Annotated in this window: 10 protein-coding genes; 8 read left to right on the top strand and 2 right to left on the bottom strand. The window is 70.8% G+C overall.

The genetic code is table 11. The features are described 5' to 3' along the window. The first annotated feature begins 143 nt into the window (after positions 1 to 143). From JIN95_RS04685 to JIN95_RS04670, 4 genes are all read left to right on the top strand, one after another. A complete protein-coding gene (locus JIN95_RS04685; protein WP_200530648.1) occupies positions 144 to 1,304 on the top strand; it encodes an ATP-NAD kinase family protein in 1,161 nt (386 codons plus the stop codon). Positions 1,305 to 1,513: 209 nt separating this feature from the next. Then, complete coding sequence (locus JIN95_RS04680; protein ID WP_095637747.1) at positions 1,514 to 3,736, top strand: CDC48 family AAA ATPase; 2,223 nt, start codon at positions 1,514 to 1,516, stop codon at positions 3,734 to 3,736. A gap of 78 nt (positions 3,737 to 3,814) precedes the next feature. Then, entirely contained in the window at positions 3,815 to 4,348 is a 534-nt protein-coding gene (locus JIN95_RS04675; RefSeq protein ID WP_095637746.1) for a DUF5815 family protein, read from the top strand. A gap of 142 nt (positions 4,349 to 4,490) precedes the next feature. Beyond that, positions 4,491 to 4,706, top strand: a complete 216-nt coding sequence (locus JIN95_RS04670) for a hypothetical protein (RefSeq protein WP_095637745.1) — start codon at positions 4,491 to 4,493, stop codon at positions 4,704 to 4,706. Positions 4,707 to 4,735: 29 nt separating this feature from the next. On the opposite strand, the gene JIN95_RS04665 is transcribed toward JIN95_RS04670, so the two are convergent. Beyond that, entirely contained in the window at positions 4,736 to 5,773 is a 1,038-nt protein-coding gene (locus JIN95_RS04665; RefSeq protein WP_200530647.1) for a S66 peptidase family protein, read from the bottom strand. A 158-nt stretch (positions 5,774 to 5,931) separates the two neighbouring features. Here JIN95_RS04665 and carB point away from each other — a divergent pair, with 158 nt between their 5' ends. After that, positions 5,932 to 9,153: a carbamoyl-phosphate synthase large subunit gene (carB, locus tag JIN95_RS04660; RefSeq protein WP_095637743.1), complete on the top strand. Its 3,222-nt coding sequence runs from the start codon at positions 5,932 to 5,934 to the stop codon at positions 9,151 to 9,153. A 98-nt stretch (positions 9,154 to 9,251) separates the two neighbouring features. Here the strand turns inward: carB and JIN95_RS04655 are convergent, their stop codons facing one another. After that, positions 9,252 to 9,821: a nitrous oxide reductase accessory protein NosL gene (locus JIN95_RS04655; protein WP_095637742.1), complete on the bottom strand. Its 570-nt coding sequence runs from the start codon at positions 9,819 to 9,821 to the stop codon at positions 9,252 to 9,254. Between the two features lie 105 nt (positions 9,822 to 9,926). On the opposite strand from JIN95_RS04655, the gene JIN95_RS04650 reads away from it, so the two are divergent. Genes JIN95_RS04650 through JIN95_RS04640 form a run of 3 tightly spaced genes read left to right on the top strand, consistent with a single transcriptional unit; the run spans position 9,927 to position 13,703 of the window. Beyond that, positions 9,927 to 12,041: a NosD domain-containing protein gene (locus JIN95_RS04650; RefSeq protein ID WP_200530646.1), complete on the top strand. Its 2,115-nt coding sequence runs from the start codon at positions 9,927 to 9,929 to the stop codon at positions 12,039 to 12,041. Further along, on the top strand, positions 12,034 to 12,843 hold the full coding sequence (locus JIN95_RS04645) for an ABC transporter ATP-binding protein (protein WP_200530645.1): 810 nt from the start codon (positions 12,034 to 12,036) through the stop codon (positions 12,841 to 12,843). Before JIN95_RS04650 ends, JIN95_RS04645 begins: the two co-directional genes overlap by 8 nt. Beyond that, a complete protein-coding gene (locus tag JIN95_RS04640) occupies positions 12,840 to 13,703 on the top strand; it encodes a copper ABC transporter permease (RefSeq protein ID WP_200530644.1) in 864 nt (287 codons plus the stop codon). The genes JIN95_RS04645 and JIN95_RS04640 overlap by 4 nt, the downstream gene beginning before the upstream one ends. Positions 13,704 to 13,707: the final 4 nt, after the last annotated feature.

Raw genomic sequence — 13,707 nt, 5'->3', positions numbered from 1 at the left:
GTCGCGGTCGCGTCGATCGGGAGCGGCTCGGTCGGGGCGGCTTCGAGGATCATGGTTCGCGGTTGTTCTGGGGGCGTCTTAAGTATTGATCTTCCCGCGGCGAGACGCGGCCCGCTTAAGGGCCGGCCGACGAAAGAGCGGACATGCACGTCGGATTCGCGGTGAACCCGGTCGCCGGGATGGGCGGCCGCGTCGGGCTCAAGGGCACCGACGGGAAGGTGGCCGAGGCGGTCGCGCGGGGCGCGGAGCCGCGGGCGCCGGACCGAGCGCGGCGGGCGCTGGAACGGCTCGCCGCGGTCGCGCCCGAGACGCGCGTCTCGACCGCCGCCGACCCCATGGGCGAGCGGCTGGTCCGCGAGGCGGGCTTCGAACCGGTCCGCGTGGTCGACCCGTTCGGCGACGATCGGGACGAGGAGGCCGACCCGCCCGCCGACGATCGGGGCGACGGTTCCGACCCGCCCGCCCCCACGGAGACGACCGCGGAGCACACCGCGCGGGTCGTCGAGGCGTTCGCCGCGGGAGACGACGCCGCGGGGCCCGTGGACCTCGTCCTGTTCGTCGGCGGCGACGGCACGGCGACCGACGTGGCGACGGCGCTCGAACGGACCGGCTCCGAGGTCCCGATGCTCGGCGTCCCCGCCGGCGTGAAGGTGTACTCCTCGGTGTTCGCGGTCTCGCCGGAGGACGCCGCGGAGGTCGCCGCCTCCTTCTCTCGCACCGAGCGACGCGAGGTGATGGACATCGACGAGGACGCCTACCGAGAGGGAGAGGTCCACCCGGAGCTCCGCGCGGTCGCGCGCGTCCCGGTCGCGGACGACCTCCAGTCGTCGAAACAGACCGCGAGCGGGACCGTCGAGTCGCTCGCCGAGGGGGTCGCGGACGACATCCGCGAGCGCGAGGGGGAGGGCGTCACGTACGTGCTCGGCCCGGGGTCGACCGTCGGCGCCATCAAGGAGGCCCTGGGCTTCGAGCCGTCGCCGATCGGGGTCGACGTGTGGCGCGACGGGGAGGTGGTCGTCCGGGACGGCACCGAGCGGGAGATCCTCGACGCGCTGGGCGAGGAGAACGTCATCGTCGTCTCGCCGATCGGCGGACAGGGGTTCGTCTTCGGCCGCGGGAACCCGCAGCTGTCCCCGGCGGTGATCCGGCGCTGCGACCTGCGGATCGTCGCCTCGCGCGCGAAGCTCGACGACGTGCGCGCCCTCCGGGTCGACACCGACGACCCCGACCTCGACGCGGCGCTCGCGGGATGGGTCCGCGTCCGCGTCGGCAAGTTCGAGACGCGGATGATGAAGATCGTCTGAGGGGCGCCGGTCCGCGGTCAGATCCGCTCCGCGGAGACGGCGAAAACCCGCCCATGCGACGGCGTTTTAAATACGGGCGCCGTACCGTGCCACATGATGACACAGATCGCCGCGCCGCCCGGATCTCCCGGGGGAACCGGCGCCGCCGACAGGGGCAACAGGCTTATTCCCGAACCGGGTGCAGTTACGCACAACCCCCGCGAGGAACCATGAACGAAGTCCAACTCGAAGTGGCGAAGGCGTACCCGAACGACTCGGGCCGCGGCATCGCCCGACTCGACCCCGACACGCTGTTGCACCTCAAGCTCTCGCCCGGCGACATCATCGAGATCGAGGGCGCGGAGACCACCGCCGCGAAGGTCTGGCGCGCGGACCGCCAGGACTGGAACACGGACACCGTGCGGGTGGACGGGTTCACCCGCCAGAACGCCGACGTGGGCATCGGCGAGCGCGTGACGATCCGGAAGGCGGAGGCCGAGAAGGCCGACAAGCTCGTGCTGGCCCCGCCCGAGGAGGCGTCGGTCCAGTTCGGCTCCGACGCCGCCGGCATGGTGAAACGCCAGATCCTCAAGCGGCCGGTCGTCGAGCGCGACATCGTCCCGGTGATGTCGTCGACGAACCACCCGTTCATGCGGTCGCCCGGCCAGGCGATCCCGCTGATCGCGGTCGAGACCGAGCCCGACGGCGTCTGTCTGATCACCGAAGACACCGAGGTCGAACTGCGCGAGGAGCCGATCTCCGGGTTCGAGAAGACCGGCGGCGGGATCACCTACGAGGACATCGGCGGGCTCCAGTCGGAGATCCAGCGCGTCCGCGAGATGGTCGAGCTACCGATGAAACACCCGCAGATCTTCTCGAAGCTCGGGATCGAGCCGCCGCAGGGGGTCCTCCTGCACGGCCCGCCGGGCACGGGGAAGACCCTGCTCGCGAAGGCGGTCGCCAACGAGACCTCGGCGTCGTTCTTCTCGATCGCCGGCCCCGAGATCATCTCGAAGTACTACGGCGAGTCCGAACAGCAGCTCCGCGAGATCTTCGAGGACGCGAAAGAGGAGAGCCCGAGCATCATCTTCATCGACGAGCTCGACTCGATCGCGCCGAAGCGCGAGGACGTGACCGGCGAGGTCGAGCGCCGCGTCGTCGCCCAGCTGCTGACGATGATGGACGGGCTGGAGACGCGCGGGCAGGTGATCGTCATCGGCGCGACGAACCGCGTCGACAGCGTCGACCCCGCGCTCCGCCGACCGGGGCGGTTCGACCGCGAGATCGAGATCGGCGTCCCGGACGAGGTGGGCCGCAAGGAGATCCTCCAGATCCACACCCGCGGGATGCCGCTCTCTGACGACGTGAGCTTAGACCACCTCGCCGACGAGACGCACGGGTTCGTCGGCGCCGACATCGAGAGCCTCACCAAGGAGGCCGCGATGAAGGCGCTCCGCCGGTACCTCCCCGAGATCGACTTAGACGAGGAGGAGGTCCCGCCGAGCCTGATCGATCGGATGATCGTCAAGCGCGACGACTTCTCGGGCGCGCTGAACGAGGTGGAGCCGTCGGCGATGCGCGAGGTGCTCGTCGAGCTCCCGAAGATCTCGTGGGACAGCGTCGGCGGGCTCGAAGGCGCCAAACAGCAGGTCCAAGAGTCCGTGGAGTGGCCGCTCACCTCGCCGGAGAAGTTCGACAGAATGGGCGTCGACGCGCCGAAGGGGGTGCTGCTGTACGGGCCGCCCGGCACCGGGAAGACGCTGATGGCGAAGGCGGTCGCCAACGAGACGAACGCGAACTTCATCTCGGTCAGGGGGCCGCAGCTGCTCTCGAAGTGGGTCGGCGAGTCGGAGAAGGCGATCCGGCAGACCTTCCGGAAGGCCCGGCAGGTGAGCCCGACGATCATCTTCTTCGACGAGCTCGACAGCCTCGCGCCCTCGCGCGGCCAGGAGATGGGGAACAACGTCTCCGAACGCGTCGTCAACCAGCTGCTCACCGAGCTCGACGGGCTCGAGGACATGGGCGACGTGATGGTGATCGGCGCCACCAACCGGCCGGACATGATCGACCCCGCGCTGCTGCGCTCCGGGCGGTTCGACCGGCTCGTGATGATCGGTCAGCCGGACCAGGAGGGCCGCGAGCAGATCCTCGACATCCACACGCAGGACACGCCGCTGGCCCCGGACGTGAGCCTCAAGGAGGTCGCGGAGATCACGGACGGCTACGTCGGCTCCGACTTGGAGGGGATCGCCCGCGAGGCCGCCATCGAGGCGCTGCGCGACGACGACGACGCCGAGGAGGTGGAGATGAAGCACTTCCGGCGCGCGATGGAGTCGGTGCGCCCCACGATCACCGACGACATCCTCGCGTACTACGAGGACGTCGAACAGCAGTTCAAGGGCGGCGGCGGCGAGTCGCTCCGCGACACCGGCGGCCGGATCGGGTTCCAGTAGGCGAGCGAGCCCTAGCCGACCGTCCGCTCTCCCGTCCCGTTCCGCGCCTTTTAACCCCGACAGCGACCAACGACGGGTATGTCCCAGCCGCGCGTCCCCGGCGGCGACGAGAACACGCTGGAGCTGCCGTGCGGGCAGACGATCGCGTCCGGCGAGCTGGACCTGGGGATGCGCGAGTTCGAGTGCGACTGCGGCGAGACCCACGCGGTCGTGATGGACGTGCATCCCCCGGAGCGGTTCCTGCCGGACTTCCTCGTCGAGGTGCTGCGCGAGGCGATCGAGACCACCAGCGAGGAGATGCCGGAGTTCGACACCCCGCACCTGCTCGGCGTCGTGTTAGAGGAGTTCCCGGAGGCCGTCGTCGCGTACGACGCCAGCGAGAACGCCGACGTGGGGTACGCGATGGCGTGGGTGACCGACTTCGACTCCCGCCGGCTCCACGAGGTCGTCGTCGAGCTCGTCGTCGAGCTGATGGAACACGCCGTGAGCCACGCCGACGACGACGAGGCGCTCTCGGCGTTCGAAGAAGAGATGGTCGAGTTCGACGTGGCCGAGTTCGTCGACCAGTACCGCGCCGAGCGCGACCTGGAGGCGGAGGACCCGTACGCCTAATCGCGGCGTTCGAACGCTTATAAACCACAACTCGATCGGCGGCTCAAACCGCCGAAAACGACCGCTTCGGAGCGTCTGTCAGACGATTGTCTGACTCGTGTCTCACTGAACCCTATATATTCGGCGACCGTACGTAAGACGTATGAGCGCCGGGAAATACGACCGGTACGACCGGATCCGCGGTGTGCTCGCCGAGGCCGACGAGCCGCTGACGGCGCGTGAGATCCTCGCGCTCGCGGGCGAGTGCGAGGAGATCGACAGCCCGCACCGCGTCGCCACGGTGTTGGGCCGATGGGCGGATCGCGGCGAGGTCGAGGTCATCGACGACCGGCCCTACCGGTACCGGCTGGAGACCTGATCGCAGCGGCCCCCGGAGGGGGAGCGCGCTCACTCCGACCCGAACCGGAGTGCGCCGTCGGCCGGGTCGAGCGTCGCGACCCCACCGAGCGGGAGCGGAAACGACGGTTCGGTGTGGCCGAAGTCGTAGCCGAAGCCCGCGACGCTGTCGGGCGCGTACCGTTCGAGCTCGCGAGTGACGATGTCCTCCAGCTCGGCGGGATACTCGTCGGGATCCGGGTCCCACTCCAGCGGCGGCGCGTTGGTCCGCGGGCGCCCGAAAACGACGCCGTCGAACCGCTCCAACAGTCCGCGTTCGCCCATCGCGCGGAGCGTGTAGCCGACCTCGCGCGGCGGCGGCACGTCCTCCGAGGTCTCCAGCGCGAGGACGGCCCCGTCGAGCCGCTCGGGGTCCGGGAGGAACCGATCCGCCTGGAGGTGCCACTTCACGATCCCGAAGGAGCCGCCCCACGTTCGGCCGCGGACCGGCTCGTCGGGGTCGGCGGCGGGCCCGACCCACGTCGTCGGGCCGGGGTTGTCGCGCCAGTCGCGAGGCTCGCGCGTCTCGAAGTCGAACCAGTCGTCGGTCCACTCGTCGGCGGGCGCTACCCGGCCGAGCGATTCCTCGAACAGCGCGCGTCGGAGGTATCGCTCGGTGTACGAGTGAAGCTCGGCGTCGCAGACGAGGTCGGGGTGGAGGCCGAGCCCGTAGCTGACGACCCCGCGGTTCCAGAGGAACAGCCGGAGGTTGTCGTTGTCGCTGTAGCCGAAAAAGCGGGTCGGGTTCGACGCGAGCGCGCCGCCGTCGAGGTGTCGTAAGACTCGGAGCTGATCGTCGCCGCCGGTGTACGCCATCACGGCACCGATCTCGGAATCGGTAAACGCGTCCTCGATGTCAGCCGCGCGCGCCGCGGGCGACGCCGGCTCGTCGCGGTCGGGATCCGCCGTCGGGAACACCCGCGTTTCGACGCCGAGCGAGGCGAGTCGCTCACGGCCGATCCGGAGCGTCGTCGCGTCCGAAGGTCGGGAGGGAGCCACGATCGCGAGCGCTTGGTCGTCGCGGAGCGGCGGGGGCGTCACGAAATCCATGCACGTGGACTGTATCCGGCATTCCGATAAACCGGCCGATCGTGTGACATCTTATCTCATCTGCCATGAGACGACATACCTTGCGAAAATCGCAAACTCGCTGCGAGATTCGTATTCTATCGCCGACCTTATTACGATGAGCGTATTCCGTCCGCGTAATGAGCGAGGACCGGACGATACTACTCATCGGCAGCGGACCGATCCAGATCGGACAGGCGGCCGAGTTCGACTACTCCGGCGCGCAGGCGTGTCGCGCCCTCCAGGAGGAGGGCGCCCGCGTCGTCTTAGTGAACTCGAACCCGGCGACGATCATGACCGACCCGGAGACCGCGGACCGTGTGTACATCGAGCCGATCACGCCCGAGGCGATCTCGGAGGTCATCCGGATCGAGGAGCCCGACGGCGTCATCGCCGGGCTCGGGGGTCAGACGGGGCTCAACGTCACCGCTGAGCTCGCCGAGGAGGGTATCTTAGAGGAGTACGACGTCGAGGTGATGGGAACGCCCCTCGACACGATCTACGCCACGGAGGACCGCGACCTGTTCCGCCAGCGGATGGAGGACCTGGGTCAGCCCGTGCCGAAGTCGACGACCATCTCGCTCGACGAGGACGAGTCGGTCACCGACTTCGACGAGGAGTACTTCCGCGAGCGCGTACAGGAGGCGGTTGACGCGGTCGGCGGCCTCCCGGTCATCGCCCGGACGACGTACACCCTCGGCGGCTCCGGCTCCGGCGTCGTCGACGATTTCGAGGAGCTCGTCGAGCGGGTCCGCAAGGGGCTCCGCCTCTCGCGGAACAGCGAGGTGCTGATCACGGAGTCGATCTCCGGCTGGGTTGAGCTGGAGTACGAGGTGATGCGGGACGCCGACGACTCCTGTATCATCATCTGTAACATGGAGAACATCGACCCGATGGGGATCCACACCGGCGAGTCGACGGTCGTCACCCCCTCGCAGGTGATCCCCGACGACGGGCACCAGGAGATGCGCGACGCGGCGCTCGAAGTGATTCGGGACCTGGGCATCGAAGGCGGCTGTAACATCCAGTTCGCGTGGCACGACGACGGGACGCCCGGCGGCGAGTACCGCGTGGTGGAGGTGAACCCGCGCGTCTCGCGCTCCTCCGCGCTCGCCTCGAAGGCGACCGGTTACCCGATCGCCCGCGTGACCGCGAAGGTCGCCCTGGGCAAGCGGCTCCACGAGATCGACAACGAGATCACCGGCGAGACCACCGCCGCCTTCGAGCCCGCCATCGACTACGTGGTGACGAAGGTGCCGCGGTGGCCCATCGACAAGTTCGACGACGTGGACTTCGAGCTCGGCACGGCGATGAAGTCGACCGGCGAGGCGATGGCGATCGGTCGGAACTTCGAGGAGAGCCTGTTGAAGTCGCTTCGCTCCTCCGAGTACGACCCGGCGGTCGACTGGGTCGACGTGGACGACGAGACGCTCGAGACCGAGTACCTCGAGCGCCCCACGCCCGATCGCCCGTACGCGATCTTCGAGGCGTTCGACCGCGGCTACACGGTCGCGGACATCGAGGACCTCACCGGCATCAAGCCGTGGTACCTCGAGCGGTTCGAACGCGTCAGCGAGTCCGCGCAGGCCGCCCAGAACGGCGAGTTCGCGCAGGCGGCCACCGCGGGTCACACGAACGCCGAGATCGCGGCGCTCGCCGGGGGCGGGACGGACGTCGACGCGGTCGAGACGGACGTGCCCGGTCGGACGTACAAACAGGTCGACACCTGCGCCGGCGAGTTCGCGGCACAGACCCCGTACTACTACTCCGCCCGCCAGTCGGAGTTCGAGCGCGGACCGCTGAAGGGCGACGCCGCGGCCGGCGAGCTGGTCGTCGACAAGAGCGTCGACAGCGTGGTCGTCGTCGGCGGCGGGCCGATCCGGATCGGCCAGGGGGTCGAGTTCGACTACTGTTCGGTCCACGCCATCCAGGCGCTCCGCGAGCTGGGCATCGAGGCGCACGTCGTCAACAACAACCCGGAGACGGTCTCGACGGACTACGACACCTCTGACGGGCTCTTCTTCGACCCGATAACCGCCGAGGAGGTCGCGGACGTGGCCGAGGCGACCGGCGCCGACGGCGTGATGGTCCAGTTCGGGGGACAGACCTCAGTGAACATCGGCGAACCGCTCGAAGCCGAGCTCCAGCGGCGCGGGCTCGACTGCGAGATCATGGGGACGAGCGTCGAGGCGATGGATCTCGCGGAGGACCGCGACCGGTTCAACGTCTTAATGGACGAGATGGGCGTCGCCCAGCCCGAGGGCGGCACCGCGACGAGCGAGGCGGAGGCGCTCGAGCTCGCCCACGAGATCGGCTATCCCGTCCTCGTGCGTCCCTCCTACGTCCTCGGCGGCCGCGCGATGCGCGTCGTCGAGAACGACGCGGAGCTCGAGGAGTACATCGAGGAGGCGGTCCGCGTGTCGCCGGACAAGCCGATCTTAGTCGACCAGTTCCTCGACGACGCGGTCGAACTGGACGTGGACGCCGTCGCCGACGGCGAGGACGTGCTCCTCGGCGGCGTGATGGAGCACGTCGAGAGCGCGGGCGTCCACTCGGGCGACTCCGCGTGCATGATCCCGCCGCGCTCGCTCGACGAGGAGACGCTCGGTCGGGTCCGCGAGGTCACCGAGGACATCGCCCGCGCGCTCGACACGGTCGGCCTGCTCAACGTCCAGCTCGCGGTGACGGGCGTGGGCGACGACGAGGAGTCGGAGGTGTACGTGCTGGAGGCGAATCCGCGCTCCTCCCGGACGGTCCCGTTCGTCTCGAAGGCGACCGGCGTCCCCATCGCGAAGCTCGCGGCGAAGGTGATGACCGACGACCTGACGCTCGACGACCTCGACGTCGACGAGCAGATCCCGGAGCACCGCAGCGTGAAGGAGGTCGTCCTCCCGTTCGACCGCCTGCCGGGCTCCGACCCGCGGCTCGGCCCGGAGATGAAGTCGACCGGCGAAGTGATGGGGACGGCCCGCTCGTTCGGCAAGGCGTACGACAAGGCGCAGGACGCGACCGGCAAGCCGATCCCGGAGTCCGGCACCGCCGTCGTCGACCTCTCGGCCGACGAGTTCCCGGACCCGGACACCGAGGCCGGCGAGGCCCTCGTCGCGGGGTACGCCGAGCACTTCGAGCTGAGCGAGGCGACCGACCTGATCGAGGCCGCGCGGCGCGGCGAGATCGACCTCATCGTCTCGCGCCAGCGCGAGCTGCTGGAGGTCGCCGTCGAGGAGGAGATCACCTACTTCTCGACGCACGCCTCCGCGAAGGCCGCCCTGGAGGCGATCGACCACGCCGGCGACGACATCGACGTGATGGCGGTCTCCGACCGGCCGAAGCGCGTCGAGCAGTGGGGCGCCGCGGAGTAGACCGCGGACCCACGCTCTCGCTCTCGGACACCGTTTATAAACGCCTTCGAGCTCGCGGCGATCCGTTTATAAGCGATACGCGGCCGGCGCTTGGGTACTTATAGGGCTTCCAGCGTTCCCCGATCCACGTCCCCCGCAGCCATCGGTTCGCCGCCGTATTCGTCGACGAACGCGTCGACGTCGTCTTCCTCACTGAACGGGATCAGCTCCGGCCCCATCGCGCCGACGACCTCGCTGCGCGCGACGACGGTGAGGTCGGTCGTCCGCGAGAACGCCTCGCGCTCGACGTGCGAGGAGAACATCGTGTCGGAGCCCTCCTCGAACACCTCCTGGTCGACGAGCGAGTAGTCGGTGAGGAACGTCGCCAGCGGGGTCCGTTCCGCGTCCTCCGCGTCGAACCGGTAGGTGTAGGTGCAGGTGCTGCTGCAGAACTGCCCCGGACGCCCGCCCTCGGGCTCGTCGTCCTCGAAGTGGATCTGTCCGACCGGCCCGGGATGGTCCTCGATGATCATGCCGCACTGGTCGCAGGCCCGCTCGCCGTCGAGCGAGACGGGAGTGATCGACGCGCTCTCGTCGCCCAGACAGCCGGCAGCGGCGAGCGAGAGTCCCGCGCCGACCCCGGCGAGCAGGCGCCGACGTGACGCCGACAGCCGCTGGTGTTCGGTCATGCCTTATCATTTCGAAACGACCGTCTTAGGCCCTCGGGACCGATTCATCTCGTCGTTCGAGGAACGAACCAGATCGGATAAGCCCCCGCCGAGCGAACGCCATCCGTGGCGGTTTTCGACCCCTACGCGGATCCGTCTCGCACGCTCCGGATCGCGCTCGCCGCGCTCCTCCTCGCCGCCGTCGTCGCGACGGCCGGGGCGTTCGCCGCCGACCCCGAGGCAGCCGCGCCCTCGCCGGTCGCCTACGACGACGTCGTCGAGCTCGGGCTCTCCTCCGAGACGGACGCGCTGATGGCCGGGTCAGCGAGGGTGCCGCGGACGCAGGTCTTCTACTCGCAGCTCCAGTACGTCGTCGGGTACAACGGCGTCGAGTCGTTCGCGGCGACGCTCGACGACGGCCGGACGGAACGCCAGTTCGGCTATCCGATCGCCGCCTACGTCGAGACGTTCGACGACGCTCGGCCGGGGACGACCGGGGCCGGGCTGTTCGAGTCGGAGCGGCTCGGGGAGTGGACGCCGGCGGACGAGGCGGTGTACGTCGTCGGTAGCGAGGCCCGGAGCCCGGCCGGCGAGACGGTCGTCCCGTTCCGCGAGCGCGGCGCCGCCGAGGCGTTCGTCGCCGACCACGGCGGACGGGTCGTCGACTGGGAGACCATTCGGGGGCGGTCGTTCGACACGGACTCGGCAGCGACGGTGCGCGCGATGGCCCCCGAGCGGTGGGCCGCGGCCGACGACCGGATCGCGGCCGCCGAGCGCCGCGCCGACAGGCCGGTGTCGGTCGTCGTCGGGGAGGACGCGCCGACGGTCGAGGCGGCGGTCGCGGCCGCGCCGCCGAACACGACCGTGGTCGTCCCGCCGGGGACGTACGAGGAGACCCTGACGGTGAACGAGTCGGTCACGGTCGCCGGCGACGACGCGCTGATTCGCGGCGACGGCAACGGGTCGGTGATCACGGTGCGGGCCCCGGACGTGGCGATCACCGGGGTCACCGTGGACGGGAGCGGTGGGCAGACGCGCGACCCGGACGCGGCGCGCGAGGCCGGGGACGGCGGGCCGGCCGACGGAGGGGCGTGGGACACCAACATCCAGCTCGGCTACGGCCACGGTGACGCGGGGATCCGCGCGATCGACGCGCCGGGGCTCGTCGTCGACGACGTGGCGGTCGAGGCGAACGCGAGCGGGCTGCTGCTTCGGGAGGGTTCCCACGCGGTGGTCCGGGATCTCCGCGTTGACGGGGCCGACGAGTGGCAGGACGGCTTCATGGGGATCACGGGGATGCGGTCGCGGGTGACGGTGACGGACAGCAGGTTCGAGGGCGGGCGCGACGGGATCTACCTCCACCGCGCCGACGGCTCGGTCGTCCGGAACTCGACGTTCACCGACAACCGCTACGGGGCACACCTCATGTACACGGGCGACGCGCTGCTCGCCGACAACGCGTTCGAAAACGAGCTGTTCGCCGGCATCACGGTGATGACGCGGCCGTCGAGCAACGCGATCGTCGGAAACGACGTGCGGAACTCCAGCGCGGGAATTCAGGCGTCGGGCACCCGGACGTACATCGGGTACAACACCCTCGTCGGCAACGGGCTCGGCTTCTCGACCAGCTCGCGGGGGTCGCTGTACGAGCGCAACGTGGCCGTGAACAACGAGGTCGGAGTCCGCGCGACCACGGTCGTCCCGTCGAGCCGGGTCGTCGCGAACGACTTCGTCGGCAACGCCGAACACGCGACCGCCGGCGCGGGCGCGCTCCGGATCTGGGCCGACGGCGATCGGGGCAACTACTGGGAGGGGGCGAACCTCGGGACCCACGAGCCGGGCGAGCGAGCGTACCGGCCGACCTCGCCGGTCGACGGCGCCCTGCACCGACACGTCGCCGCCGTCGCCGTGCGCGAATCGCCGGCGGTCGCCCTCCTCGACCGGCTCCGGGGGACCGTGCCCGGGGCGCGCTCGGGGAGCATCACCGACCCGGCGCCGGCGGCCGCGCCGTACTCGCCGGAACGGATAGACGCCGCGCTCGCCCCGAACGCGGGCCCGGTCCACGCCGACTGGCGCGCGGAACCGGACGAGCGGGACGGGAGCACAGACGAGAACGCAGCCATGAACGCACGCGATCGCGACGCGACGAGCGGGGGTATCGGGCGAGAAACGCGGCGAGTCGACGCCGAGCCGACCGTCACTTCGGCGAGGGCGACGACGGGGGGCGCCGGCGGTGCCTGACGAGCCCGTCGCGGCCCTCTCGGACGCCACCCGGACGTACGGCGGCGTCCCGGTTCTCGACGCCGTCTCGCTCGCGGTCGAGCCCGGCGTCACCGCCGTGGTCGGCCCGAACGGGTCCGGGAAGTCGACCCTGATCCGGGTGCTCGTCGGCGCGACGGAGCCGACCGCGGGCGAGGTCCGACAGCCCGGCGGGACCGGAGGGAAGTCGATCGGCTACCTCCCGCAGCGGGTGCCGTTCCGCCCGGGGTTCACCGCCCGCGAGACGCTCGCGTTCTACGGGCGGCTCGTCGGCGACGACCCGGACGCGGCGCTTGAGCGGGTCGGGCTCGGCGACGCCGGCGACCGTCGCGTCGAGGCGCTCTCGGGCGGCATGCGGCGCCTGCTCGGCATCGCACAGGCGGTCCTCGGCGACCCCGCTCTCGTCGCCCTCGACGAGCCGGCGAGCGGTCTCGATCCGGGGATGCGAGAGCGCGCCTTCCGCGCGGCGGCCGAGCGGGCCGACGGCGACACCGCCGTGGTGATCGCTTCGCACGCGCTCGACCTCGTCGACGAGCACGCCGACCGCGTCGCGGTTCTCCGTCGCGGGGGCGTCGCCGCCGCGGGACCGCTGGACCGGCTGCTCGACGACCACGACGCCGCCGACGCGAGGGAGTTGTACCGCGTCGTGGCTGGGGAACCGGGGACGGGTGCAGGAGACGAGGGCGAGGCCCCCGGCGACGGAGACGAGCGCGGCGGAGAGGGAGACGGAGAGGGCGACGACGCGGAGCCGAACGTCCACGTCACGGGGGTGTCGGACCGATGACGGGGGCGCTCGTCGGCGTCGCGACCGTGTTTCGGCGCGAACTCGCGACGGTGGTCCGGACCCCCGGCTACGCCGTGCTGGCGGCCGGACTGCTCGTCGCCGTCGGCGGCCTCCTCGCGGCGGGCGGCGGGGGCGCGACCGGGTTCGTGCCGGCGGTCGTCGACCTGCTCCTCCCGACGGAGGCGCTCGTCCCGCTCGCCGCGGTGGTGTTGGGCTACCGCGCGCTGCTCGCCGACGGCGCGAGCGGGGAACTCGCGGTGATCCGGACGTATCCGGTCCGCGTCGGCGAGTACGTCGCGGGGGTGTTACTGGCGCGGACGGTCGCGCTCGTCGGCGTCGTCGGCGTTCCGTACGCCGCGGTCGGCGTCGGGGTCTGGCTGACCGCCGCGCCGGACACGGGGATCTTCGCGACCCACGCCGGGATCGACTCGCCGCTGCTGTACCTCCGGTTCCTCGCGTTCGTCCTCCTCCTCGGCGCGGCGTACGTGTCGCTCGCGGCCGCGGTCTCGGCGGTCGCCGCGAGCCGCCGGAGCGCGGTCGCGATCGGCGTCCTCGCGCTGGTCGCGGGCGTGCTCGGCGGCGACCTGCTCCTGCTCCGCTCGCTCGGAGCGGGGGCGTCGCCGGCGTCGATCCCGGGGTCGCTCGCGCTGACGCCGAACGGGGCGTTCCGCGGGCTCACCTTCGAACACGTGATCGGCGTCGCCTTCGCCCCGGAGGGCGGCTTCGTCTCGACGGGCCGCGCGGTCGGGTCGCTCGTCGGCTGGACGCTCCTCGGCGCGCTCGCCGGGGGCGCGACGCTGGCGTACGGGCGCCGCGTCGACGCGGCGATCGAGCGCGTTCGAAGCGGGCTCGCCGACTGAGGCG

It is taken from the genome of Halorubrum sp. LN27 (genome assembly GCF_016635065.1).
Lineage (GTDB): Archaea > Halobacteriota > Halobacteria > Halobacteriales > Haloferacaceae > Halorubrum > Halorubrum salipaludis.
This window is presented reverse-complemented; position numbering and strand designations above follow the sequence as displayed.